The sequence below is a fragment of the Haloferula sp. genome (genome assembly GCF_049672945.1).
In the GTDB taxonomy this organism is placed as follows: domain Bacteria; phylum Verrucomicrobiota; class Verrucomicrobiia; order Verrucomicrobiales; family Akkermansiaceae; genus Haloferula.
The window spans coordinates 18193-43291 of sequence record NZ_JBATWY010000236.1 but is presented as its reverse complement, the minus strand read 5'-3'; the positions used below and the strand labels follow the sequence as shown (position 1 = coordinate 43291).

At 59.9% G+C, this 25099-nt stretch carries 21 protein-coding genes; 7 read left to right on the top strand and 14 right to left on the bottom strand.

Translation table 11 applies throughout. The features are described 5' to 3' along the window. Window positions 1-16: 16 nt before the first annotated feature. From WBG04_RS20585 to WBG04_RS20565, 5 genes are all read right to left on the bottom strand, one after another. Window positions 17-1099, bottom strand: coding sequence for a type IV pilus twitching motility protein PilT (locus WBG04_RS20585; RefSeq protein ID WP_424316608.1), 1083 nt, complete (start codon window positions 1097-1099; stop codon window positions 17-19). Window positions 1100-1107: 8 nt separating this feature from the next. Further along, window positions 1108-1515 (bottom strand): hypothetical protein, encoded by a 408-nt coding sequence (locus tag WBG04_RS20580; RefSeq protein ID WP_424316607.1) that lies wholly within the window; start codon window positions 1513-1515, stop codon window positions 1108-1110. Next, complete coding sequence (locus WBG04_RS20575) at window positions 1473-1886, bottom strand: phage holin family protein (protein WP_424316606.1); 414 nt, start codon at window positions 1884-1886, stop codon at window positions 1473-1475. The genes WBG04_RS20580 and WBG04_RS20575 overlap by 43 nt, the downstream gene beginning before the upstream one ends. Before the next feature lie 71 nt (window positions 1887-1957). Beyond that, window positions 1958-2404 carry a DUF883 family protein gene (locus WBG04_RS20570; protein WP_424316604.1) on the bottom strand — a complete coding sequence of 149 codons (447 nt, stop codon included), beginning with the start codon at window positions 2402-2404 and terminating at the stop codon, window positions 1958-1960. A 119-nt stretch (window positions 2405-2523) separates the two neighbouring features. Further along, on the bottom strand, window positions 2524-5037 hold the full coding sequence (locus tag WBG04_RS20565) for an AsmA-like C-terminal region-containing protein (RefSeq protein WP_424316603.1): 2514 nt from the start codon (window positions 5035-5037) through the stop codon (window positions 2524-2526). Window positions 5038-5090: 53 nt separating this feature from the next. Between WBG04_RS20565 and WBG04_RS20560 the strand changes: the two genes are divergently transcribed. Then, complete coding sequence (locus tag WBG04_RS20560) at window positions 5091-5900, top strand: MBL fold metallo-hydrolase (protein WP_424316602.1); 810 nt, start codon at window positions 5091-5093, stop codon at window positions 5898-5900. Here the strand turns inward: WBG04_RS20560 and WBG04_RS20555 are convergent. The 5 genes from WBG04_RS20555 to WBG04_RS20535 form a co-directional block, all read right to left on the bottom strand. After that, the gene (locus WBG04_RS20555; RefSeq protein ID WP_424316601.1) at window positions 5889-6806 is read right to left on the bottom strand and encodes a YceI family protein; all 918 of its coding nucleotides are present in this window, start codon (window positions 6804-6806) and stop codon (window positions 5889-5891) included. The genes WBG04_RS20560 and WBG04_RS20555 overlap by 12 nt on opposite strands. 67 nt (window positions 6807-6873) lie before the next feature. Continuing rightward, complete coding sequence (locus WBG04_RS20550) at window positions 6874-9105, bottom strand: ammonia-forming cytochrome c nitrite reductase subunit c552 (protein ID WP_424316600.1); 2232 nt, start codon at window positions 9103-9105, stop codon at window positions 6874-6876. Between the two features lie 99 nt (window positions 9106-9204). After that, window positions 9205-10329: a fatty acid desaturase gene (locus WBG04_RS20545; RefSeq protein WP_424316599.1), complete on the bottom strand. Its 1125-nt coding sequence runs from the start codon at window positions 10327-10329 to the stop codon at window positions 9205-9207. Window positions 10330-10427: 98 nt separating this feature from the next. Beyond that, a complete protein-coding gene (locus tag WBG04_RS20540; RefSeq protein ID WP_424316598.1) occupies window positions 10428-10895 on the bottom strand; it encodes an ecotin in 468 nt (155 codons plus the stop codon). A 155-nt stretch (window positions 10896-11050) separates the two neighbouring features. Next, window positions 11051-11620 carry a L,D-transpeptidase family protein gene (locus WBG04_RS20535; RefSeq protein WP_424316597.1) on the bottom strand — a complete coding sequence of 190 codons (570 nt, stop codon included), beginning with the start codon at window positions 11618-11620 and terminating at the stop codon, window positions 11051-11053. A gap of 278 nt (window positions 11621-11898) precedes the next feature. Here WBG04_RS20535 and WBG04_RS20530 point away from each other — a divergent pair, with 278 nt between their 5' ends. The 6 genes from WBG04_RS20530 (at window position 11899) to WBG04_RS20505 (ending at window position 19817) form a co-directional block, all read left to right on the top strand. After that, window positions 11899-15531: a hypothetical protein gene (locus tag WBG04_RS20530; protein WP_424316596.1), complete on the top strand. Its 3633-nt coding sequence runs from the start codon at window positions 11899-11901 to the stop codon at window positions 15529-15531. Between the two features lie 13 nt (window positions 15532-15544). Next, the gene (locus WBG04_RS20525) at window positions 15545-16318 is read left to right on the top strand and encodes a hypothetical protein (protein ID WP_424316595.1); all 774 of its coding nucleotides are present in this window, start codon (window positions 15545-15547) and stop codon (window positions 16316-16318) included. A gap of 131 nt (window positions 16319-16449) precedes the next feature. Beyond that, the gene (locus tag WBG04_RS20520; RefSeq protein WP_424316594.1) at window positions 16450-16893 is read left to right on the top strand and encodes a hypothetical protein; all 444 of its coding nucleotides are present in this window, start codon (window positions 16450-16452) and stop codon (window positions 16891-16893) included. A gap of 147 nt (window positions 16894-17040) precedes the next feature. After that, on the top strand, window positions 17041-19260 hold the full coding sequence (locus WBG04_RS20515) for an NADP-dependent isocitrate dehydrogenase (RefSeq protein WP_424316593.1): 2220 nt from the start codon (window positions 17041-17043) through the stop codon (window positions 19258-19260). Window positions 19261-19394: 134 nt separating this feature from the next. Further along, a complete protein-coding gene (locus tag WBG04_RS20510; protein WP_424316592.1) occupies window positions 19395-19598 on the top strand; it encodes a type II toxin-antitoxin system HicB family antitoxin in 204 nt (67 codons plus the stop codon). Between the two features lie 12 nt (window positions 19599-19610). Next, window positions 19611-19817, top strand: coding sequence for a type II toxin-antitoxin system HicA family toxin (locus WBG04_RS20505; RefSeq protein WP_424316591.1), 207 nt, complete (start codon window positions 19611-19613; stop codon window positions 19815-19817). Between the two features lie 105 nt (window positions 19818-19922). Here WBG04_RS20505 and WBG04_RS20500 read toward each other — a convergent pair whose 3' ends face one another. Genes WBG04_RS20500 through WBG04_RS20485 form a run of 4 tightly spaced genes read right to left on the bottom strand, consistent with a single transcriptional unit; the run spans window position 19923 to window position 24907 of the window. Next, complete coding sequence (locus tag WBG04_RS20500) at window positions 19923-21182, bottom strand: hypothetical protein (protein WP_424316590.1); 1260 nt, start codon at window positions 21180-21182, stop codon at window positions 19923-19925. Then, window positions 21175-22551, bottom strand: a complete 1377-nt coding sequence (locus tag WBG04_RS20495) for an O-antigen ligase family protein (protein ID WP_424316589.1) — start codon at window positions 22549-22551, stop codon at window positions 21175-21177. The genes WBG04_RS20500 and WBG04_RS20495 overlap by 8 nt, the downstream gene beginning before the upstream one ends. Beyond that, entirely contained in the window at window positions 22548-23711 is a 1164-nt protein-coding gene (locus WBG04_RS20490; protein WP_424316588.1) for a glycosyltransferase, read from the bottom strand. Before WBG04_RS20490 ends, WBG04_RS20495 begins: the two co-directional genes overlap by 4 nt. Continuing rightward, entirely contained in the window at window positions 23711-24907 is a 1197-nt protein-coding gene (locus WBG04_RS20485) for a glycosyltransferase family 4 protein (protein WP_424316587.1), read from the bottom strand. Before WBG04_RS20485 ends, WBG04_RS20490 begins: the two co-directional genes overlap by 1 nt. Window positions 24908-25099: the final 192 nt, after the last annotated feature.

Sequence of the window (25099 nt, the reverse complement as noted above, 5' to 3'; positions counted from 1 at the left end):
TGGGTTGGAGGGTTTTTCAGGATTGAAAGAAGGCCTCCATCTGGACCTTGTCTTCGGAGCGATACATGGCCTCATCCTTGGTAATCAGACCCTTGATGTAGAGTTGTCTGAGCGATTCGTCCATGGTGATCATGCCGACGTTCTTACCCGTCTGCATGACACCCGGAAGCATGAAGGTTTTGCCTTCGCGAATGCAGTTGGAGACGGCGGCTGTATTGACGAGCAACTCGAGCGCCATCACCCGGCCTTCGCCATCGGCGCGTGGTACGAGCTGTTGGGAAAGGACGCCACGCAGCGACTCGGAAACCATGATGCGGATCTGTTCGCGCTGATCGGTTGGGAAAACGTCGAGGATCCGGTCGAGCGTCCGCGGACCGTTTCCGGTGTGGAGGGTGCCGAGGACGAGGTGACCGGTTTCCGCCGCGGTGAGGGCGAGCTGGATCGTTTCAAGGTCGCGCATTTCTCCGACCATGATGACGTCGGGATCTTCCCGCAGGGCGCCGCGCAATGCCTTGGCGAAGGATTCGGTATGCAGGTGGACTTCGCGTTGGTTGACGTGGCAGCCCTTGGACTCGAAAACGTATTCGATGGGATCTTCAAGCGTGAGGATGTGGTCCTCGCGGTCGGAATTGATGAAATCGACAAGCGCGGCGAGCGTGGTGGATTTTCCTGAACCCACGGCACCGGTGACGAGGATCAGTCCGTTTTGATACCGGGTCAGCGGTAGGAGGTGATCCATCGGCAGCTTGAGGTCCTCCATGCTCCGGATGGTCGAGTCGATGATCCGGAAGACCATGTCGAGGCCGAGCCGTTGTTTGACGACGGAAGCCCGGAAGCGGCCTTCTTCATTGGCGTAGGCGAAGTCGACATCGCCTTTTTCCTGAAGGCGTTCCCATTCGCGATCCTGAAGGAATGAACGCACGAGGCGCTCGGTGTCCTCAGCGGTGAGCGGGTCGTGATCGTCCCAAATGGGCTGAAGCTGGCCGAATCGCCGCCAGGCGGGCGGGAAGGTCGCAGCAAGGTGGACATCGGAGCAACCGTATTCGCGACCAAGGCGGAGATACTGGTCGACGTGCTCGAGCACTGTGTGTTCAGACATGATTGGGTTTAGTTAGAGGGACGGGACGGAGACTTGGAAAGCGGCAAGTGTGTCTCCTGTGAGGGATGGGGCCATCCGGTATGGCCTTTGAGTCGACGTTGTAACTCCCCCACGATCAATCCTCGGATGGCAGGCTTGATCATGGTGAGCAATGCGGCGGTGAGGAGTCCAATGATTCCCTTGGCCTTGGGTTTCGCCTTTTTTCTGCGACGGAAAACCCGGCTGGCGAGCAGACCCACACCCATTGAGCTGCCGAACCAGGCAAGCGGGTTGTGTGAGACGGAATGCTTGATTCTGGAGGGAATATCGAGCGTGCGCCGGAGTTGGGCGACCTGAGTCTCCACACTGCCGCGGGAACCCTCAATGCGCCGGATCAGTTCTGCGATTTCGGGTCGTTCTTTAGGGTCTCGAGCCATGCTTGATCTTTTGAAAGTTCGGCGCGTGTGAGGGGGAAGGGAGGGGCGGTCGGTTTCTTGAGCAATACTCCGGCGATGATGGCCGTCAGCAGGTAGAGCCCGGCGAAGACGAGGGTGACGGCATACCATGGCCAGTCTTGGCTCATTGAAATCCAGCCGATGAGGCCCACGGTAAGGAGGCACCAGAAGAAGATTGCGCAAAAGAGGATGAGGGCAAGGAGCGCGCCCCGCTTGAGCGCCTCTTGGCCGGCGTCCCGGGCTTCATACTTGAGCAGATCAATCCTTGCCGTGATGAAAGTGGTGGCCGCAGCCGCCCAGCCCTCGTCCTGAGGATTCTGGTGAGGTGGGGATTCGGGAGCGTCGTCACTCATGGATCTACGAAACCGGGCGCGCTCCGACATGGGATCGAAGGCGCTGAGGGGGATTCGGCACGGCGGCTTGTTTAGCGGCGCGAAATCAGGCCGATCAAGAAGCCGACACCGAGAGCACCAAGGACACACTTCGTCGGATTTTCACGGATGTAGTCCTCGGTGGTGATGTGGATGTCCTTGGCCTTGTCGCGCGTCTGGTGCCACTGCTCGTCAGCAACGGTGCGCAGATGGGTGGCTTTCTCTTCGGCGGCGTGTCGAAATGCGGTGGCCTTTTCGGTCGCGGTGGCCTTGAGGGCCTGGGCTTTGTCCGTCGCGACATCTCGGAATTGCTGAGCGGACTCAATGGCTTTGGACTTGAGTGCCTTGGCTTGTTCGGCGGTGTCGTGAGCCACTTCCCTGGCGCGTTCACCGGCAGCGGCGCGGAGATCGTCCGCAGCCTTGGAAACGGAAGGGGAGGGATTCGGAGAAAAGGCGGCTTCAGGGTCGATGGACTGTGGTTTGGCGAAATTGTCTGACATGGTCGGGATAGGTTGAGAGTTGAATAGGAGAAAATCTCCAAAGGAAGAGTGCCACTGAAGCAGTAGCCGTGCAAGGCATGACTTTTTGGGAATCGAGCCGGGCGCGACGGCTGGTGAGATCAGTTCTTCTTGACCGGGTTTATGCGGAGAGCCTTGGGTGGCTCGAGCAGCGTTTCTTCCTGCTGGGCGGGTGCTTTGGTGAACATGACTTTGGTCCACTCGGGTTCTTCAATCGGGCCAATTCCGCGAAATTGGAAAAATCCATAGAGGGGGCGCAGCGGCAGGGTGATCACTCCGAACAGGCCGCGAGCATTCATGCGCACGGTCATCTGCATGGTTTTTTTGCCCAAATCGACGATGGCGTCACCCGTGAGGACGATCGAGGAGGTGGCAGTGCGGAAATCGAGGGTGTTCAAGATGCCCTTCTCCAGACTAAAGGTGCAAAATGCCTCATTGGCTTCCTGGAATCCCGCCTGTCGCCGCCCGAGGACGGCGGAGATGACGGTGGAAAGAGGTCCGAAGATGGGGACTTCGAAGAGTTCACCATTTTCCAAAGCGATATGGCCGGCGCCGCTCAGCCCGGAGACATTCTGGCCGAGCAGGGTGAAGTCGAGACGTCCTGTGACCTGGCCTTTGGGCTGGCTTTCGAATTCGTAGGCTTTGGCGAGGCCCGGCAGCGAGATTCGGGTCCAGTCGAGTTCGCCGGAAACGCGCGACTCGCCCTGTGTGCGACTGGCGAGCGTGCCGCGAACGAGACCGCCGAAGAGTCCGAAGCTCAAGTCGCTGATCTCGACCTTTTCCGGCAGGACGCGAACGGTACCTTGAGGGGCTTCTGCTTCGAGAAGAGCTCCGAGAAATTCGTAGTCCGCATTTTTCCTGGTCGCGAAACGAACGGTGAGATCGGTTTTCGGAATTCCGTGTTTCACTCCAATGACGCCATCCGCCTTGAGACCTGGATTACTATGAAAGCCGTATTTCTCGAGATTTTCGGCAAGCGACGGCAGGAAGGTGCGGACGATCGGACCCGGCCACGCCGCACCCGTCAGTTTGCGGATGGTCACGGTTCCGGGTTCGCGATCGTAGCGGATGAGGTCGACGGAGATGTCACCGGTGGCGGGGCCACCGTGGGCGATGCGCAGCGGGTAGTCGCGATAATCGAATTCCACTTCGCCGTCGATAAAGTCGAGACGTTCGTGGCTGAGATCGAGGGTGACCCGCGCGCGGTTCGCGGGAACGCCTCGGTAGCTGATATTGGTCGCGGCCGCGTTGCCCTCGAAGGTCCAGGCGTGTTTGTCGCCGGGAACAGCCGAGCCCCTGAAGTCGATGGCGACGGTGGTGTCAGGCGTGGCGGTGAAAGTATTCAGGATGGTGCCAAGCGGCTGGATCCTGACCGCGTTCTGCCAGAACGATGGGGGAAGATCGGTCTTGGCCTCGTAGAGGACCTTTTCCGGCGTCACGAACACCCGGCCATCAAGAGCCTGCTTGCCGTCCTCGATTCTGAGGTCATCGAGGAATAGCTGGCTGCCATCCCATGAGAAGGCGCTGGCAACCCGGTCGGCGGAGAGGTGCTCGAAGTGGGGTTCGGTGAGGTCGAACTGCCCCATGAGCTTCAGCTTCCATTGGTCGTCGACTTCGGCGAATGTGCCACTCGCGCCGATGGATGGTGCTTTGCCCAAGTCTGGCATCCGCTCGGGAAGCGGAAGATCGAGGCTTTGAAGCAAGGCGGTGATGTCAAGACTCGAGTTCATCTCGAAGCTTCCGGTGCGTCTCCAGGTATCAAACTCCAGTCTACCCAAAAGGTGGCCATTTTGAGTCCTGAGATCGGCCTCGTGAACGGCGATGGTTGAGCCGCGCAACTCCGCCTGGATGTTGAGGGAATTGATTATCAGAGCGTGGGTTTTCAGGCCGGTTCCCTGGACTTCGATGGTCGCGCGCATGGTTGAAGGCTCCTCGAGGTCACCGCTGGCCTTGATTCGGATGACCGGAGGTTTGCTACTTTCGGGGCCCCACTTTTCGAGCGCCTCGATGATCGTATTGAAAAGTTTGCGGCGCTGGGCCCGAGCCAGCTCGATTTCATCGGGCGTCGGGTGGGGACGCGGAAGGTAGCGTTTGATCAGTCCATCAAACTCAAGGCGAACGCCTCCGACCATGCCACTGGCATTCTTGATCTCGACCTGGCGTCCTTTTGACATCTGGATCCGGCCTTCGGCCTGGGTGATTTCGAGGGTCTCGGAATCGGGGATCATCGGATCGGCCGCCAGCGAGATCCGGGCTCCGGCCAGATCGATCCGGTCAATTTCGACTTCCCCACGGGAAAGGCGGGTGCGGTCGACGTCGAGCAGCAGCTCGTGCATCCGGGCGACCACCCGGTGGCGGGAGCTATCGGCATAGATCACGATCTCGCCGGCTTCGATGCCGCGCAGCGGGCGGTAGCGGAGGCTGGCGACATCGGCATGAAGTCCCCGCGCGGAGAGGGCTTCCTCGATTTTCGTGCGCCACGCTTCCGGGAGGCCGGTGTGGTTTGCCCACCAAAGGCCGCCGACCGCCGTCAACACGGCCAGAAAGCCCAACAGGGCGATCGCCACGCGTAGTCGATGGATGATCCGGATTCGCTTCAAACCTGAAAGCATCATGGCGCGCTGGTTTCAGCTTTCAATCCCGGGATGGTCCATTCCACTCTCTGGCCATGCGTTTCGCGGTTTTGGGAAGTGGGAGTGGCGGGAACGCGGCCGTCGTCGAATCCGGTGGAACCCGGGTGCTGATCGATGCCGGCCTGTCCGCCAAGCAACTGCTGCTGCGCATGCGGCGGATCGGAATCGATCCCGGTGCCCTCGATGGCATTTTGCTCACCCATGAGCACGGTGACCATGTGTCGGGTCTGCGGGTGCTGATGAAGTCGCTGGCGGTGCCGGTTTTTGCGACGCCATCGACCAGTCATGTCGTGCGGGAAAACCTCGGACCGATCAGCTGGAAGCTTTTTGAAAGCGGATCGTGCTTTGGGATCGGCGATCTCGAGATCGAGTCTTTTGCGGTGCCGCACGATGCGGTCGAGCCGGTGGGATTCGTCTTTCGCCGGGATGGTCGCGCGATCGGCCTGCTCAGTGATGCCGGGCACGTCACCCAGCGGGTTCGCGACCTTCTCAGTGGGGTTCAGGCGCTTTTCATCGAAGCCAATTACGACGATGAATTGCTGGAGGCGGACACCAAACGTCCGTGGTCGACAAAACAACGGATCGCCTCGCGGCACGGACATCTTTCGAATGCCCAGGCGGCGGCTTTGATCAAGGAACTGGTGCCAGCGGGCCTGAAGCGGGTCGTGCTCGGCCATCTCAGCCGGGATTGCAACACCCCCGAGGTGGCGATCGCTGCGATGCGGCAACTTGGTGTCGAGGTCGCCTGCGCCTGTCAGCACGAGCCGACGGATTGGCACCACGCCGAGAGCGAAGCGGATCGGAATGCCGGGATCGCTTTTGCGAAGGACGAACTATTCGGTTGAATCGGGGCTTTTGGTCAGAATTCTTGCCTGAAATTCGACCAGATCGTTGACCAGGTGGCCGGCGAGTCGGTCAAAAAAGCGGCCGGAGCCGTAGAGGATTCCCCATTCGGTTCGGTCGATGGAGAAGGCGGCTTGGGCGGCCGGGTTGCCATCCGGACCGGGACCTCCGGTGGCGGTGAACTCGATCGGTTTGGTTTTGCCGCGCAGGGTCAGCTCGGCCTTGATCATCAGGTTCGGGCTGCCGGGCGTGGCGTCCGGCACGTGGAAGGATGAGGTGATCACCAGGCGTCCGGTGGGATGTTTTTCGACATCGAGGAAATCATGGTCCTGAAGGTGCCGGATCAACACGTCGTGGAGTTCGGTGTCGGCGAGGTCGGCGCACTTGAGCGTCTTGAAGTCAAACTCCATGCAACCGCCGGTCAGGTCGCCCTTTTTGAAATCGAGATGACCTGAGCTGAGGTCGACGGTGCCGTAATGGCGGTTGATGAGGTTGCGGCCGATCCATTCGAGGCGGCATTCGTCGAGATTGAGATCGAAGCGGCCGTGGGGAGGGCTCGGATCGGCGGCGGGTGACGGGCCTTGCTCGACGGGATGGTCGTCGTCGTGCCACGAGCGGATGCCTCCCTTGAGGACGAGCACCTCGGTGTAGCCGGCCCGCTCGAGCTTTTCGGCGGCCATTCCCGCTTCGGCACTCTTTTCGGAAGCGCCATAGATCACGATGGCCTGCTGCTTGTCGGGAGCTGATTCCGGCAGCCGCTCGCGGAAGGCGATTTCAAAGACGCAGTTGTGGACCGATCCGGGAATGCGGATGGCTTGATGATCGTCGGCGAGGCGGACGTCGAGCACTCGTGGCGGGGAGTCCGACTGCAGAAGTTTGGCGAGCTTCCCGGAGGACAGGCTTTTCATATCACCACCATGGGAAGAGAGTTCCCAAAAGGCAAATCATCAGCGCTGCGTTTCGCGTTGCCTGAAATCACTGTCCCAGCTGCCGCAGGAATTGAGTGGCTTGCGGGTGATCGGGTTGTCGGCGGACCGCTTCCTGGGCGGAGTTGATCGCATATTCCGCGTTGCCCATGCGCAGGTAGATGGTGGCCATCGCGTAGGGGGCATCGGGGTTGGTTGGTTCCAGTGCGGCGGCTCGTTGCAGGCTGTTGACGGCATCCTGTGGCTGGCCTTGGCTGTTTTGGAGAAGTCCCAAGTTATACCAAGCGCGGGCGAAGTCCGGCTGGATGCGGACGGCTTCGGTCAGCAGCTCGGCGGCCTTGGCGGGATTGCCGACCTCTGCTTGGGCGAGCGCCGAAAGATAGGGGATCTCCGCGTTGTCCGGTGCAAGTCTGGCGGCTTCCTCGAGCCATTGCAGCGAGTCACCGGTCCGGCCGATCCCGCTCAGGAAGACGGCGAGGTCGCGGCGCGGGACGGGCGAGCTGGGGTCCCATTTGGCGGCGCGCTGGAACCACTTTTCGGCGTCAGGGATGTCGCCGCGTTTGACGGCGAGGCGAGCCATGGTCATGGCGCCGGTGGGTTGATCGGACTGGTGGTCAGCCATCGCCGAAATCTCGGCGAAGACCGGATGATCGATTGAAAGATTCTCCAGTGACGACCAGGCGGCTTCGACGCGTACGGCTTTGATCGGGTCGGTGAGCAGCTTTTCCAGCATCGGGCCCTGGTCGCCGCGGCGGCCGATGAGCAGCGCCGCTGCGGTGCGGGCGAGCGGCCCGCCATCGTTGGCGCTGCGGTTGGCGCGTTGGACGACGCGGCTGTCGGAGGCCCAGGGTGCCATCAAGCGGAGCAGGGTCGCCTGCCAGGCATCGATCTCCTCGACGTCGAAGCTTTCGATCAGCAGGTCGAGAGCGCCGGGTCGTTGTTCGTTGGCGGCGTGGACGGCACGCGTGCGCTTGCGGCCGACGGCGTTCATGTCCTCGCCATACCACTTGTGGGTCCATTCGATCTGCCAATCGAGGCCCTTGTCCGAGTGACAGTCGTTGCAGGCATTCGGGGTGCCGAGCTCTTTGGTGAGGAGGGGATCCGGGCGGGGAAAGCGATGATCACTGCGCGGGTCGCGGCCCATGTAGGTGCGCTTGGGCATGTGGCAGTCGACGCAGCTGGCTCCTGACGTGCCCGGAGCATGGAAGCTGTGCTCGACGGGGTTGATGACGGTGGCTTCGTTGGCACCACCGCCGTGGCAGGTCATGCAGAGGGCGTTCGAGCGGACCGCGACTTCGCCGCCGATCGGATTTGCTTCATGCGGGTCGTGGCAATCGGTGCAAGCGATGCCCTTGTGGCCCATCCGGGAGAGGAGGAAGGAATTGTATTTGTAGACCTCGTCGAGCTGCTGACCGTCGGGATACCAGAGACCGGGTTGGCTCGGGAGCGCCAGTGAGTAGTGGTTATTGAAGTCGTCACCGATCGAGAATTTCTCATCGAACTCGCCGCGGCGGGCGTGACAGGTGGCACAGGACTCCATCCATTGCTTTTTCGTGTATTTCCGAGCGGGATCGATGATGCATTCGTCGCTGCCGTGATTTTCCCGCGATGGGCCATGGCATTGGGCGCAGCCGACGCCCTGTTCGACCCAGGTGGTGTGGTAGCCATCGGTCTCGGGGTCATGTTTCTTTTCAAGGCCGGTAAAGTGGCAGTAGGCGCATTGCGAATTCCAGTTCATGCCGCGCTCGGTCCAGTGGCCCCATTCGCCGGGGCTGCGCTGGTCGTCGCCGTAAATGCTGAACCATTCCTTCTTTACCGGATCCCAAGCAAGGTCGGGAACCTGGTAACGACCGTCGCCCGTGTGCAGCAGGTATTGGATGAGTGGATCGACCCCGATCACCATGCTCGGCTTTGGGTCGCCGGGTTGGGTGACGTCGCTTCCCGTGTGCGACCATTCGATGCGTGGGTTCTCGGCGGTTCCGGTGAATTTCCAGTTGGCATTGCCAAGGGTGACTTCGAACCCGGCGAAGGCCTCCTCGTCGACCTCATTGCCGAAATCCCGGTGGGCGAGGGCGTGGTGGGATTTCTTCCACGCTTCGGTGGCCTCCTTGTGGCAGCCCGCGCATTCGGAGGACTTGACGAGCGGACCCTTCGGCCGCGGGGGCATGGTTTCCGCAGCACTCTCTTGCGCAGAAACCTCGACGTTTTCCGGGCCTTCCTTCTGGCATGAGAAGAGGAGCAAGCCGAGGGCGGCCAGAATCGTCCGAGGTAGGAGGGGCATGGGATGGAGGTAGATGATTTGGTGAATTCAGACCAGCATTGGGTCAAAAAAATGCCGGTTCCGCGTTGGCGGAACCGGCATGAAAAGGTGAGCTGAAAATCAAGCGAAGGCGGGGAGGCGTTCGGCGCGGATTTCGGCAAGGTGTCCGAGAAACTCACGGGTGTCGACCTGCCAGCGGCTGAGGGCCTTCTTCGAAAGCTCCACCTTGTTGGCCAGAGCGGCTTCGAGTTCATGATAGCTGGCGGCAAGCCTTTCGAGGAGCTGGTTAAGGGCTTCCGTGGCTGACTCGCGCCATGCGGCATCATCCGAGGCGGCGATGCGTTCCAATTCGGCTTCGGCGCGGCGGCGGGCTTCGGTCATTTCAGCAAGCACGATCCGGGAGTGGGGGACGCGGCGCAGGTTTGATGCCAGACCGAGCTTTGAAAGGGTCCAGATCGCCCACTTGGTGGGATCGAAATTCCATGGCTTCACGCCGTTGCGGTAGTCGTGTTGAAACTCGTGGTGGTAGTTATGATAACCTTCGCCGTAGGTGACGAGGGACATGACGAAGGAGTCGCGGGCGCTGCACTTCGTCGAGTATGGCTGGTTGCCGATGGTGTGGCACAGCGAGTTGATGAAGAAAGTGCACTGCTGGACCACGAAGATGCGGAAGGTGCCGACGATCAGGAATCCGCCGAGAGCGCCGACAGGACCGGCGACAAGGTAGCCGACCAAGGTGGGCAGAAGCAGTCCGACGGTCAGGGCAATCAGCTTGTCCCACTTGTGCTGCCACATCACCAACTTGTCCTTGCGGAGGTCGGCGACGTTGTCGAGCGGTGGCTCGGGTGTCCGCTTGAAAAGAATCCAGCCGATGTGGGCCCAGAAGAAACCTTGGGAGATATCGTAGGGATCGTCGTCGTGGTCGGTGTGCTTGTGATGGCGGCGGTGGTCGGAGCACCAGTTGAGCGCGGAGTTCTCAAACGCGCAGGCGCCGAAGACCAGGGTGAAGAGACGAACGGGCCACTTCGCTTTGAACGAGAGGTGGGAAAAGAGCCGGTGGTATCCAAGCGTGATGCTCATACCGGTGGCGATCAGGTAGAAGACGGTCATGCCGATCAGCACCGGGTGGAGATCGTATTTCCAAAGGTAGATTGGGGTGCCGATCAGGGCGATCAGACAGATCGCCCCAAGGAAAGCGGAATTGGTCCAATCGACTCGCTTGGGGATTTTAGGAAGCATAGACATAAGATTCGGGCGGGTTACTAATGGGTAATGGGAATGAGGTCAACCTCATGTGAAGTCTCAATTTCGGCTGTTTATCCGTAAATCCACGAAGAAACAGCTCAGCCTTTCTCCATTGCGGTGGCGTCAGCGTCGGCTCGCCACAGGCGGTAGCGGACCTCGACTCCCTGAGGAGCATAGACTACCACCGGAAGCTTGCTGTTGTAGCGGATCAGGTAGGGATCGCCACCGATTGCGATAAAGCGCTCAACCTTAGGTGCTTCTGGTGGAGCAGCCATCAGTGTGCCAGCCATGGGTCCGATTTTTTCCAGAATATGGTAGGAGTAGCCCCAGCCTTCAATCGATCTGGCTTCAATCAAACCACCGAAAAAGTAGCTGTTGGCGGCATCGGTTTTGACCGTTTTGCCAAGGATGAGCTCAACCTTGTAGAGGCTTTCGTCCTTTTCAGCTGGAAGCTGGAGCACGTGGCGAACCATCCCTTTCTCGGCCGCGGGGTAGGCTTCGAGCGGGGGGGCGGATGAGACGGTCGACATCAAGGAAAGAAAAAGCAGTGGAATCAGGCGACGCATGAACTGAGAGGGCTGACGAACGGAATTCGAAGGTTTTTTGTTAAAGGCAGAACGCTTTGGTGAAGAATTAGAGTCCTTCCAAGGGGATTTTAGCACGGATCGGACCTTGGTGCGATGGGATTTATCTGCGGGTTCCGGGTAAGAAGAGGAACGGCTCAGGGTTCGATGATGACCTTCGTGCCAACGTCGACCGCATCGTGAAGCACTGGGGCGAGAGTCTTGGGCAGGCGGATGCAGCCGTGTGACGCGGGAAATCCTGGCTCGGGGATGATGCCCGCGTGCATGCCAATGCCCCAATTCGTGAGGCGCATCCAATAGGGCATTGGAGCGGGAACGTAGACGCAGCCTTCGGGGACAGGGGTGCTTGGCTGGGCATCGCCGATGACGACATTGCCAAACTCATCCTCGATCCAGCCGTAGGCGTTGGAATATTTATCGACGATCTTTTCGGTGATCTTGAAGGTCCCTGTCGGTGTTCGGTGACCTTCCTTCCCGGTGGCCACATACGACCATCCGATCGGTCGATCGCCGCGCGTGTAGAAGGCGCGTTGGGATGCAAGGCTGATCCGGATCTCAATTTCTCCCGGGCCCTGGTCATCCCGCCAGTCGTAGAGGACGGGTTGCGCCTTCCTCACCGGCTCGTGCCGATATGGCGAACAGGAGTTGAGCAGGATGGCTGGGAGAAATCCAACGAGGAGGAACCTGAATGGGAAACGAGCGGTCATGAAGCTGCGAAGCCGCGAACCTTCAGGGACAGAATCCAAGACCTGCTCGCAGCCCTTGTCCTTCATTCAGAACAGCGAGAAAGTCAATATTTTCGGAGGATTCCGTGCGGTATCAGAGGGCTGGCTTCAGACGCTCCCGTTCAAGGCAATACGCTAGTCCAGGAGCGGGTTCTGCCGGGTTTATCGAGGAAAAACAGGCATCCTGCAGGGCTAGGGCCTGACGGGTTGGGTGATCCAAAAAGCCTCGCGTTCTCCTCGTTTCAGTGTAGAAATATCACGTGCAACCCCCTGAAACCGTCAGGCGCTCTCCGCGTACGCAACAGCGTGGCTTTGCCTTGCTGGCTTGCATGCTGGTGATGTCGCTGCTGGTTTTGGTGGTGGTGGCCCTTTTGAGCCTGTCGGCGGTGGAATTGCGCAAAGCGACGGCCGATCAGGATTTGGCGGCCGCCCGCGCGAATGCCCGCATGGCATTGATTCACGCGATTGGGCAGCTCCAGGCCGAACTGGGGCCGGATCAACGCGTCTCGGCCACGGCGGGGATTCTGGATCAGTCCGGCTCGCCGAACTGGACCGGAGTGTGGTCGACTCAGCCAGCCGACGGTTCCTCGTACTGGATCCGCGATGAGAAGACCGGGAGTTTGATTGATCGGCGCGATGAAGAAGGCTGGGATGCCAGGTCAGAGGTCCGTTCGTGGTTGGTGAGTGGGGAGGGCGATCCGGCGGTGCCGCTCGGCCGCGATGCGGGCGTCGAACTCGTGGGGGCTGGCTCCGTCGATGACGCGGAGGCGATGGTCACGGTGCCTCTGGTGAAACTCGATGAGCAGCAGGGTCGACGCGGCGGGCTGGCTTGGTGGACCGGTGATCTTGGAGTCCGGGCAAACGTGGCGACTCCGGATCGCTACGGCGAAGAGGAGGTCGATCCTTTGCTGCCCGGTGAAGGCCATTATCGATTGATGGTTTCCCAGCATGCCGAACCGGCGCTGATGGGTAAGGGGATCGAGCTTGAGGCTGCCAAAAGAAGCTCGCTCGCGACGCCCAATTCAGTCGCCTTGCTCGGGGCTGGGAGTCGGGATTGGTCGCGGAAACACTTTCACGATTTCACCACCTCGTCTCGCGGTCTTCTTACGGACGTGCGCGATGGCGGACTGAAGTCCGATCTAAGCGCCTACTTCGAGAGCGATGGCCAGATCTCCAGTCTCGGCGATCGACCGGGCCTGAGAGATGATGAGTCGATGATCAGCGGCGGATTGGTGACCCGGCGTCAACTTGCCGGCCCCCGTTTCGGGATGCTGAGGGATTGGGTCACGCAAGCCGTCCCCTTCTCGGGCCGGGAAGTCGCAGCCCGCGCGCCGGCCACGGATGCGGACGGTGGGCGTAAGAGCGAAGATTACGCGCAATGCAATGAGAACCCCGTGCGACTGATCGGAAATACCACAACCAGTCTCAATCCTGTTTTGGTCGAGGCGTCCAATTTCGTGCAGATCAGCACCTACCCTCTGAGCGAGGAGCCACCGGTGGAGTATCAGATGAGGCATCACCTCTATCCCCGGGTGGTTTTTTGGAATCCCTACAACGTCGAGATGCGATCGGATGACATGATGGTCATGATTCAGGGAAACGGACGCTGGGAAATGTGGACGGAAAACGAATACTTCAATCGGTTTGGGAGGCTGGTGAAGGATCGGACTCCCTGGATCTCCTTCGAAGGGGGGCGCAGCACCTCGTTCTATGAGGCGGAGTCCGGCAAAGCGGCACCGTTGATGGCTTCGGCGGGTTACAATGACCCCTACATGGGTTCCTACTACTTCATGGTACCGGCGACAAGCTTCGGTCCTGGCGAGTGCCTCGTTTTTTCGCCCGAGGGTTCGGCCGAGTATGATGGGCTCAGCGTCTACAATTCGGGTTCTTACGATCTTTCTAGTAATCGCTTGAGCTGTGAGGTGGCTCCAGACCCCTCGCGCAGCTATTATGTCTCGGCTTCCGATCTCGGTGGAGGTCTAAACAAGCGCCCTGTCCGCTTCTGGCATGCGCCCATCTATATCTGGAGTAGCATTGCCCGAGACGGGAAGAATAACTTCAATGGGGTCGAGAATCAATCGGACGACACGCGGGTGGTGGTTAAGAAGCTGGAAGGAAGCGGTCCGGTCACCTTTGATCGTTTCGACGAACTACCCCAAGTATCGTACATTTCTGCCTCGCTCCAGTATGGCGCCGGCAAGGAGCCGCGGATTGCCTGGGACGACGATCGTTTGATGGATGTTGAGCTATTGTCCAAGTCGAGCCCCAGTCCGACCCTGGAGCCAGATCCCCGGACCCGCGAGGGCATTCGCCTGCGCTGGTTTGAAGAGCCGCTGTCAAATATCCTCAACTCGGGTGGTCTCGCGGATCAGGAACAGGTTTTTCAAGAAGCCTTCTTCGCCAACTGGAACCCGAGAGCGGCTTTTTCCGTCCGCTCACCCTGGGAAAATCTTGGAGGTACGCTGCCAAGTAGCGGATCAGGTGGCGGACCTTGGTTCTTCGGTTTGTACACGAGAGATCTCGGGGACAGTGCCGTTGGATGGGGAAGTCAGGAACCGGTCTTTCGCGACGGCCGCTACCATGGCAATCCGTTCGGGCTCCCGCAGGAAAGCTCAGGCAGCCACGTCTTGTTCGAACTGCCTCGCCAGGAGACGGGAGTCGTTTCTCTCGGACAACTGCAGAACGCCCAAATTTCCCAGTTCGTCTGGCACCCTTCGTTTGCGATCGGCAACTCGTTGATCGATCCCCGGCTCGGCTTGGAAAACTCGAATCGCACGATTCCACCCTCCGGTTCTGATGATGAGGACGCGAAAGGAGGCTTCCATCCCGATGTGATCGGTTGGTCCGTTGACGACGAGCGCTCGCTCAGCAAGGATGACTGGGCCAAGACGGGTCGCGCGATGCTGCAGGGCGTCCCCGAAGAAGATCACGTGGTTTACGATCTTTCCTACGAAGCGAACCATGCCCTTTGGGACCGTTTCTTCGTCTCCAGCGGTGATCGCATGGCGAAAGGAAAATTTGCTGATGATCCTGCCCTCAATCCGCTCCCGAACGGACGCATGAGCTTGGTTTCTTCCACGCGTGGTCTGGCAAGTGGTGATCGTCTCAACGATTTCCATCGGGCGGCCTATCACCTGTCGGTCGACGGTGCCTTCAACATCAACTCGACGAGTGTCGAGGCGTGGAAGGCGATGCTGGCGGCGACCCGTGGTGCCGCTGGGGGCGAGGGAACACCTTTCGGGCGCCTGCTCGATCGTGTTGCTGGACCGGACGCCGGGGTGGGCGCTGATGGTCAGGGAGGTCTTTGGACATCATTCAGGATGCTCGATGATCGCGAAGTCGAGAGGCTGGCCATCGCCATCGTCGAGGAGGTCAAGCTGCGCGGTCCGTTTCTTTCGATGAGTGACTTCGTCAATCGGCGTCTCGGTACGGACGAGCTTTCCCGCAAGGGAGCCCTGCAAGCGGCGATCGACAAGGCGGGCATCAACGAGTCCTTCAACGCTGCCTATCCGATCAACAACCAGGAGCCGCTCGAGGATTACGATCATCCCGACAACATCCGGGATGCCACTCGGCTTGAGCAAACCCTCAAGCCGGAGAGTCAGGCGTGGGGTGCCCCGGGTTTCCTGACTCAGGGTGATGTGCTGCAAGTGCTGGCACCGGCCCTCAGCGCGCGATCCGATAGCTTCATCATCCGTGCCTATGGCGAGACTTCCAACGCGTCCGGCGAAGTGCTGGCGCGCGCGTGGTGCGAGGCCGTGGTCCAGCGCACTCCCATTCCGGTGAAGCCGGACGCGACGGGCTTGAATTCCGCGGATCTGGGTGAGGCGGGTGACTTCGGTCGACGTTTCATCGTCACGGGATTCCGCTGGCTCCGCCCGGACGAAGTCTGATTGTTTGGTGCCCATGCGATTCCTATGTTTTCTCTTAGCCGCGGTAGTCGGTCTGCCTGGCCTTGGTGCGGAAGAAGAGCCGAATCCTGCCAAGATACCGCCACGCCAGATGCGTCTGCTGACGGTTGGAGAAGAGCCTCCGTTTCGTCAGGAAATTCGTGATGGGGTGCGCTACCAACTGCCCGCTCCTCCAGGGAGCCTGCCGCCGTCGGCGCTGGCAGTGATGTCTCTTTCGAAGGACGGGACGGAGAAGGAAAGTGGTCTCTTGCGACTCCGGATAGGGAACATCAGTGCGCCGGTGACCGTGCCCGGAGGGGCTGGGCAGCTTGTTCTGCGACTGCCCGACACGGAAGCAGGCGGCGAGCCCTGGCATCGGATCCAGAGACCTGAAAGCGGGGACTTCCTCGTCGTCATGTGGAGGGGGGCGGAGAACAATACCTGGGAGAAACCTTCTTCTTTTCTCGTGTCGACCCGGCTTCCGGCAGGGCAAGCCAGCTTGATCAATGTTGCGTCCGGCCCGGTCGCGGTGGTCTACGATTCGGAAAAGATCGCGCTGCCACGCTTGAAAATCCTGAGACGTCCCTTGCCTCCCGGGAAGCCCTTGGGATTTCAGGTCGGGCTGCCGCAGGGCAACACCTTGCAGCGGCTGGTTTCCCGATCGCTCGAACAGCCACCCGGCCATCATAGTATCGTGGTGTTCTACCGAGCCGATGGCGAGCGGCCGCGCAGCCCGCTGGGGATGGAGGTGGTTCGCTTGAAGGCGGAAAGCTTGCCGGGAGCGGAATAGTCACCGCCAAGGGTGCCGCTATCGCTGCCGCCGGGTGGCTGGTCACTGTCTTCGAGTGGAGTTCTTTTCGCGGATCGGCGTTGGACTCACGACAGGTCTTGAGTGAATCTTCAGTAGAGACCATCAGAACCATGCACCGTCTTCTCCTCATTCCGCTGCTCGCCTTGCCCTTCTCCTCTTGCATGCCGGGGACCTACGCCCGGGACTTCGCCAAAGAGACGGCGACCTATCCGAAGCCCGCGACTTCGCCTGAAGGTCCGTGGATCGGCGAGTGGAAAAGCGAGGTCAACGGGCATCAGGGGCCGCTGTGGTGCCTCGTCCATCCGACCGAAGAGAAACCAGGCCACTACGATTTCCGCTATCGAGCCGGGTGGGGCTTGGTGAATTTTGGCGACTACGTCCATACGGTTGCGACGGTGCCTGACGCCGAGGGCAACCTGGTGCTGGACGCGAATATGGAGCTGCCGGCGGGCTTTGGGACCTACTCGGTTCAGGGAAAAGTGACGGCTGAGAATTTCAAGGCGACCTACGAATCCAAGGGCGATCGAGGCACGATGATCCTCAAGCGGCCGTAGATCGGGGCCGGGACAGCCGATCGGCCAGGTGCCGTCGGCGGCTTGGGGAGAAGCGGTGAATCTTGTCTTACCCAGAGGGCAAATCCTTTGACCCGGCACGCCGTGTGCACTAAACGCTCGCCCGACCCAACCAGTCCGGCTGCCATTATGTCCCAGGTTCCCACCATCATCTACACCCAGACCGACGAAGCGCCCGCGCTCGCCACTCATTCGCTGCTTCCGATCATCCGGAAATTCACTTCGTCCTCGGGCATCGCCGTAGAAACCCGCGACATCTCCCTGGCTGGAAGGATCATTTCCCAGTTCCCCGAATTCCTGAAGGAAGATCAGCGGATCGGCGACGCGCTCTCCGAACTGGGCGATCTCGCCAAGACTCCTGAAGCGAACATCATCAAGTTGCCGAACGTTTCCGCCTCGGTGCCCCAGCTCAAGGCCTGCATCGTCGAGCTCCAGTCGCAGGGCTACGCGCTCCCCGATTTTCCGGATGAGCCTTCGACCGACGAAGAAAAGGACATCCGCTCCCGCTACGACAAGGTCAAGGGCAGCGCCGTGAACCCCGTGTTGCGCGAAGGAAACTCCGATCGTCGCGCGCCGAAGGCCGTCAAGGAGTACGCCAAGGCAAATCCCCACCGCATGGGTGCCTGGTCAAAGGACTCGAAGACGAAGGTCGCAACCATGGGCAAGGACGACTTCGCTTCGAACGAAAAGTCAGTGACCATCGGGGAGGCAACGACTTTCAAGATTGAGTTTGTCGCCGAAGACGGAACCGTCACGACGCTCAAGGATGCCGCCCCTCTGCTTGAGGGTGAGGTCCTCGATGCGACGGTGATGCGCAAGCAGGCGCTCATTACTTTTCTGGGTGAGCAGATCGCCCGTGCCAAGGAAGAGGGCGTCCTCTTCTCGCTGCACATGAAGGCAACGATGATGAAGGTCTCGGATCCGATTATTTTTGGTCACTGCGTGCGTGTTTTCTTCCGTGACCTGCTGACCAAACACGGTGCGGAGATCGATCAGCTTGGCGTTGATTTCAACAATGGCTTCGGCGATCTGATTGCCAAACTCGACAAGCTTCCCGCCGAAAAGAAAGCGGCGATCGAGGCCGATATCAAGGCCTGCTACGAGCACGGTCCGGCGCTGGCGATGGTCAACTCCGACAAGGGCATCACCAATCTTCATGTTCCGAGCGACATCATCATTGATGCTTCGATGCCGGCGATGATCCGCGATTCCGGGAAAATGTGGGATGCCGATGGCAAACGTCAGGATACCCTCGCGGTGATTCCCGACTCGTCCTACGCCGGTGTCTATCAGGCGACGATCGATTTCTGCCGCGAGAACGGTGCTTTCGATCCAACTACGATGGGGACCGTACCAAACGTCGGTCTGATGGCTCAGAAAGCCGAGGAATACGGTTCGCACGACAAGACTTTCCAAGCTCCGGGGAAAGGAAGCATCCGCGTGGTTGACAGCAGCGGGGCGACCTTGCTCGAACACGATGTCGAGGCCGGCGACCTCTGGCGTGCCTGCCAGGCGAAGGATGCGCCGATTCAGGATTGGGTGAAGCTCGCCGTCACCCGTGCCCGTGCTTCGAATACTCCGGCGGTTTTCTGGCTCGATGAAAACCGGGCTCACGATGCCGAACTGATCAAGAAGGTCGGTCAGTACCTGGGTGATCACGACACCGATGGTCTCGAAATTCTGATCATGTCGCCGGAAGAGGCCGCAACCTTCACCTGCGAGCGTCTGAAAAACGGCGAAGACACCATTTCCGTGACCGGAAACGTGCTGCGCGACTACCTCACCGATCTCTTCCCGATTCTCGAAGTCGGCACTTCCGCGAAGATGCTCTCGATCGTGCCGCTGATGAATGGCGGCGGTCTGTTCGAAACCGGTGCCGGGGGCTCCGCTCCGAAACACGTGCAGCAGTTCGTCGAAGAAAATTATCTTCGTTGGGATTCGCTCGGTGAGTTCCTCGCGCTCGTGGTGAGTCTCGAGCATCTCGCCGGAAAGTACGGCAACGACAAGGCGCAGGTGCTTGCCGACACGCTTGACGATGCGACCACCAAGTTCCTGCTGACCGACAAGTCACCGACTCGAAAACTGGGTGGCATCGACAATCGCGGTTCCCATTTTTATCTCGCGCTTTATTGGGCCGAGGCGCTTGCCGCGCAGGACAAGGATGCCGACCTCAAGGCGGAGTTCGCCCCGATTGCCGGGCAGTTGGCATCCGGTGAAGAAGCGATCGTAGCTGAACTGATCGGCGTCCAAGGCAAGCCGGTCGATATCGGTGGCTACTACCAACCTGACGTCGCCAAGACTTCGGCCGCGATGCGTCCGAGTGAGACACTGAACGCGGTGATTGGGTAAGCGTAAGGAGCAGCGCGGACAACCCTGTCCGCCTATTCATTCCAAGGGCTCTGAGGGGCCGGGTAGTAGTGTCCACCCTCGATGGGCCCAACTCCCGCCTTGCGGTATCGATAAGCTCTTGGCATGGTTTCCTTATGAAGACCATCCACTACACCCTTCACCGAGAGGATGACGACTTCGTCGCTCAGTGTCTGGATTACGATGTCTCCAGCTTCGGCAGCACCGAGCAGAAAGCCTTGGCAAACCTCAAGGAAGCCGTGGAGCTTTACCTTGAAGACAGCGACGAGCCAACTCCGAAGATCAGTCAGGTGAGTTCCGGCGAGTTGTCCATTGCATGAGGTCAGGGAACGATGCCCAAGCGCCTCTCATCGACCGAATTCATTCGCATCATCGCTGAACACGATTTCCACTTTGTATCGAAACGGGGAAGTCACGCCAAGTATCGGGACACCATCGGGCACACAGTGATCGTTCCTCATCCGAGAAAGGATATTCCCATCGGGACTCTTCGGTCGATGATCCGTCAAAGTGGGCTTTCGAAAGAGCTCTTTGAGTGAATCTTCGAGCTTTTCGGGAACTGCCTAAGAGTCTGTTGCCGTATGAAATTTCCCGAATCTGTTGGCTGGATTCTTCGCCCATAAGTTACAGGCTCCTTCTTCGTATCAACGGTTTTTGAGCAAGTCGGCGGTGATTCGGTCAAAGCGCTCGATGCTGTGAGCTTCGTTGAAGGCGTCGTAATCGGGGTCGAGCGGCTTGCCCTCCCAGTTGGTTCCGGCAAGGAGGTGCTCGATGGCCTCGAAGGCCTTGGCACTATCGCCTTCAGGGATGGTGAGTCCGGTGCGGAAGTGCTCGAGGCGGTGGCCGATGCACTCGCCCGCGGTGGCAATGCAGGGAAGATGGAATGCAGCCGCCTTGCTGAGCGTGCCGCTGCTTCCTTGAAAGCCTTCGAAGGCCGCCCAGGCGATGTCGAAGGATGAAAAGAGCGAGTTGAAGTCGGCTTCCGTCGGAATGCGCTCGGCTTCGGGGTCGAAATGAATGCTGTCGATCTCACCACCTTCGATGCGCTTCAGGATGGCTTCGATGAAATCCCTGTCCTTGTCCGAATAGGCGTCTCGATCAAAGATGCCGGCGAAGGCAAAGTACCACGGAAGTCGTAGTTCATGGGCCTTGAGGGCGACACGAAGCATGTTGAGTGTTCCCTTCCGGGCTTCCAGTCCGATGAGCCCGATGATCTTGCGGTCGCCGGCCTTCTGGCGGATGACCCGGGTGAGTTCGGGTTCTTCGTCGGGGAGGAAGGTCTGGGTGACGTCGGGGTAACCGATCACCGATTTCCCGGTGAAGTCCTCCATGCCATCGATGAACCTTTCGTCCAGCACGCCGATGCTCTGACAAAGTGTGCTCTTCAGCAACGCGTCACCCTTGGCAAGCATGGTGAGCGGCCCGCATGCGGGGGCGGAGCCTGAACGGTGATGGTGATTTCTCAGATAGAGTCCGCTCCATGGCCGACCGATTGTAATCTCCGGAACCGAAGCGAACGGAAGAAATCGCAGGTAGGAGTCGATGTAGGGAAAGAAGACAAGGTCCGCATTCCAGCCGGTGCTGGACTCCGCATCATCAAGAGCATGGCCCGCATTTCTCCAGCGCTCGAAGGTGCGAAGAGGGTCACCTTCAAAACGGCCGCCGAACCAACTGCGTCCGCCTGTTGGGAGTCGATGGAGTGACACCCTCTCCGTCCAGTCGGGCATGTCACCGACGGCTGCGGCGATTTCCCGCCGGGCGGCTTCGGGGTCCTTGCAGAGGCCAATGACCCGGGCTCCGGCGCGCAGGAAGGAGCTGGTGAAATGACCGAAAAATACCGGATGGTGACCGATCCACAGGGGATTGATCAGGGCTACCGTCTTGAGTTGGCTGACTTCAGACATGTCCGGGTTGGTGACTGGAGTGGATCCACGAAGCGCGGATATTGAAGGCCTGTGGCAGGCCGACCATGAGTCCGATGAAGATGGAAGCAAGGCGTTCATCAAAGGGATTGGTGGTGATGGATTGACTGAGGACGCAGCAGACGGAGATGAAGGGAAGGAAAGCAAGCCAGTAGTCAGGTCCCGGGTGGCTGGCGTTGTCCCGCGCGGCAAGCAAGCTGAGAACCATGTTTCCGATGAAAAGGGCGACGTAGGCAACGAACGCGACAACGCCTCCCGAGAAGAGGGCGTAGGTCCAGACCGAGTGACCGGCAAACCAGACATCTTCGCCGAGCACCATGTCTTCCGGGTAGACGAGATAGATCTCGGGCATGTAATCGGGATCCCAATAGTAAGAGGCTCCGATACCATGGCCATAGAGGTAGTGGATCGGATCCTTGTTGAGGATCTCGAAGATCGCCACCGCCTCGGCTTCACGGGTCAGCCAGGAGATGTCGGCCGTTGTGTTGCGGTCGGCGGAGTGGTGGAAAAGCCGCTCGTTCCAACGTTCGATCAGAAGTGGTTGGACGATGGCGACGGCACCAATCGCAAGGACCGCGAACACCGTTACGAGAATCACCGGAGAAAGGCGCCGAGGGGCATCGCCCAAGCGAAAGGCCCGCCAACGGGTGCCGAGCATGAAGCAGAAGGTGCTGGCCAGCGCGGATGCCATGATCGGTAGCAGCAGCGAGCGGGTGATGGTGATCATGATGCCGGTAAACAGCACGCCGGTGGCAAGCAGGATGGTCCAATGGAAGCGGGAGCGGAGCAGCAGGCCACAGCCAATGAAGGCGGCGATCCAGTTGTTCGCGGAGCTCTGGACTTCGACCCGGGCGGTCTCCATCGTCACGCCCTTGAAGAGGAATCCCTGAACGATCCGCCAGACGACATTGGTGCAGGCGGCGACGAGTATGGGTGCGACAATGCGGCTGGGGCGAAGTCCCATGCAGGCGGCGATGTGCGCGTTGACGATCCCGGCAAAGCAGAGACCGAGGGGAAGCACAATGCGCAGAGAGCGGCCAATATCGACGCCTTGAAGCAAGGCATTGCTCACCATGAAGGCGAGGAAAGCCCCCCATCCGGCGATGAACCAGGCACCCGGCCGAACCAGAAGGTGGCGCCAACCGAGGTAGAGGATGCCGAGGGTTGAAAACGCGGCGAGAGAAAGGAAGAGCAGTTGATCGAGCCCGGCTCCACCACTGTCGGCACGCGCGTCGCTGGCGCGGTAGTCCAGCGCAAAGGACATGATGAAAACCCAGAGCAGGCGTTCGACCCAGATCACCTGAGGTGACTGGGGAACGTGAACTGGATCTTCGGTGTCGCTCAGGATCATGCGCAAAGGGCGTCAGCGAGGCGCTTTCCACGAGCGCTCCAGTGGAAGGCATCGCGGCAGTGGGCGAGCGACGAGGCGGCTGTTTGGTTGAGAAACCCGAGGTCGTCGATTTTGTTACTGACGATTTTCACGAGACCTTCGGTGGTATCGGAAACCAAGGCATCGATTCCCGGCTTCAAGGGGAGACCACTGAGAGCGGGTTCGAGGGCGGCGAGTGGCAGGCCGCGGAAGATGTAGTCGAGCGCCTTGAGTTTGAAGCCGCCGCCGAGGGCCTCGGGGATCAGGCCGATCCTGGCATCGCGAAGATAGCGCTCCATCGATGGGACATTGGCTTCAAATCTCGCCCAAGGAAACTCTTTGGCGAGCTGGACGAAGTAGTCCGGGTCGCTTTTTCCTACCACCAGAAACTCGATGCCGGCTTTCGGGAAGGGGGCGTTGGCGGCGGCGAGAAAGGCTTCAAGGTTCCGCCGTTTTGCGAGCCATTCGAAAGTTCCCGCAAGTACGACGCGGCGCGGAGTTTCGGAAGTGATCAAGGGAAGATCAGCGCTGGGAATGGGGCCGTCGTAGCCGGGTGTTAGCTGAACGTAGGTCTTGTCGCCAAATTCGCGTCGGAAGTTAGATTCGTCACGCGGGGTGATGGCGGAGATGATCGAGGCCCGCTTGCAGAGACGGCGTTCAAGCTTCGCGTAGTTGGAGGCGTCACGCTTCAGGGCGAGCTGGAAGGCGAACGATCCTTCCCGGCTGGCGGCGACCTCGTTGCGGACGATCGCCTCGTGATTGTGGGCGACGTAGAGCACGGGGGTCTGTTCGGGCAGGTCGTCGAGTGCCCAAGCGGATGCGGCCTGATCGATGACGATACGATCGAAGCGACCTTTGGCGAGTTGGCGCTTCAAGGCGGAGCGCATCGATGCACTACCCAGTCGATGCGCGTCGCTCGGCAGGGATGAAAGAAGACTGAGGGGGTTCTTGGGCGGGATCGCACCCTGAATGTCCCATTTGATGCCGTCAGCAGCCTCGATATCGCCATTTCCGCGATGGGTGAGCACGGTGAGATCGACCCTCCCGGTGGCGGCGAGCGAGCGCAGCAGGCCGAGGGAATAGATCAGGTCACCGCTGTCGGCGGATCGCGGATCCTGGCGGGTGATCCAGAGGCAGCGCATTAGATGGCGAGGATACGTTCGAAATTCTCAGCGGTCCGATCAATGGGGAAATGGTTTTCGGCGTAGCGACGCGCGTTTTTTGAAAGGCTCTCGCGCAGGGCGGGCGAGCTGCGCAGATTCTCGGCAGCAGCGAGGAATCCGTCGAGGTCTCCGGGTGCCACCGTCAGGCCTGCTCCATTTTCCAGGGTGAAGCGGGCGCAGAGGTTGGAGGGTGGGACGGCGAGCAGAAGCGGACGTCCGGCGCAGAGGTAGCTGAGGGTCTTCGAGGGAACGGAAAACACACCGGCATCTTCTTCGAGCAAGCCGATCAGGACATCCCCGGTCGCCATCACACTGGGCAGCTCGTCATAGGGTTGGTACGGGAGCACTAGTAGATTCTTGAGGTCAGCATCGGCGGCTTCCTTCTTCAGCCACTCGGCGCCGATCCCTTCGGAGGTGATGACGACACGGACGTTGGAGTCATTGCGATAGCGTTTGGCAAGCTCCAGCAGCATTGCCGGGTTATGCTTCATGCCGATGGTACCGGTGTAGAGAAAAACGAAGCGGTTGTGAAGGCCGTGGCGGATCGCCCATTCATTGCCCTTGACGCATGTGGGGATTTCTTCGATGGCGGCCCAGTTGGGAACGACTTCAATTTGCTCGGAAGAAATGCCGAACTCGTCGGCGAGAATCGGTGTGAAGTCCTCGGTGATGGTGACGATCCGGCTGCTGAGTCGGAACTGCTTCGCATCGAGATGCCGGTAGTATTTGCCGATCAGCGATCCGATGAGCGGGATCTTCTGGCGGAGCAAACGGTCCACGGCGAGGCTGTAGAAGTCCTGGACCCAGTAGTAGAAGCGTCCGCCAATTTCGACCGTGGCGCGGGTGATGGGCTCCTGAGTTTCCGTGGGGGTATTGCCCGAAAGAACGGCGTCGGGTTTCCACTCGCGGATGAAGTCGGCGGCGGCGTGCCCATAGCGGACCTCCATGTTGCGGCGGCGGACGAAGGAATACTTGTAGCGGACGTAGTTGGGATCCATCGGGATCTCGTGAAACTCGAGCGTCGGTGGATCGTCCGGACGGCGTTTGAGGTCGCCGCGCGGGGTTTGCAGGGTGCTGGCAAAGGCATGCACAACTTCGTGACCGCGGGCTGCGAGAGCCCTGCTGAGCGAAGTCTGAAACGGATGACCAGCGTAGTCGTGGACCACGATTCTCATAATTCGGGGGGGGAGGGAATGAAAGGCCGCAGGAGTGCGAGCGGCAGACATTTTAGAAAACCTAAGGACTTGGTCAATCCCGCTGCCGTACGCGATCGGGGAGGCTCGTGCAGGTGTATTTGCCCCCGTGATGTAATTGTAATCAACCATCCTTGAGGCTCGCGGTCCGCAGGCCTTTCGGATAACAGCAGG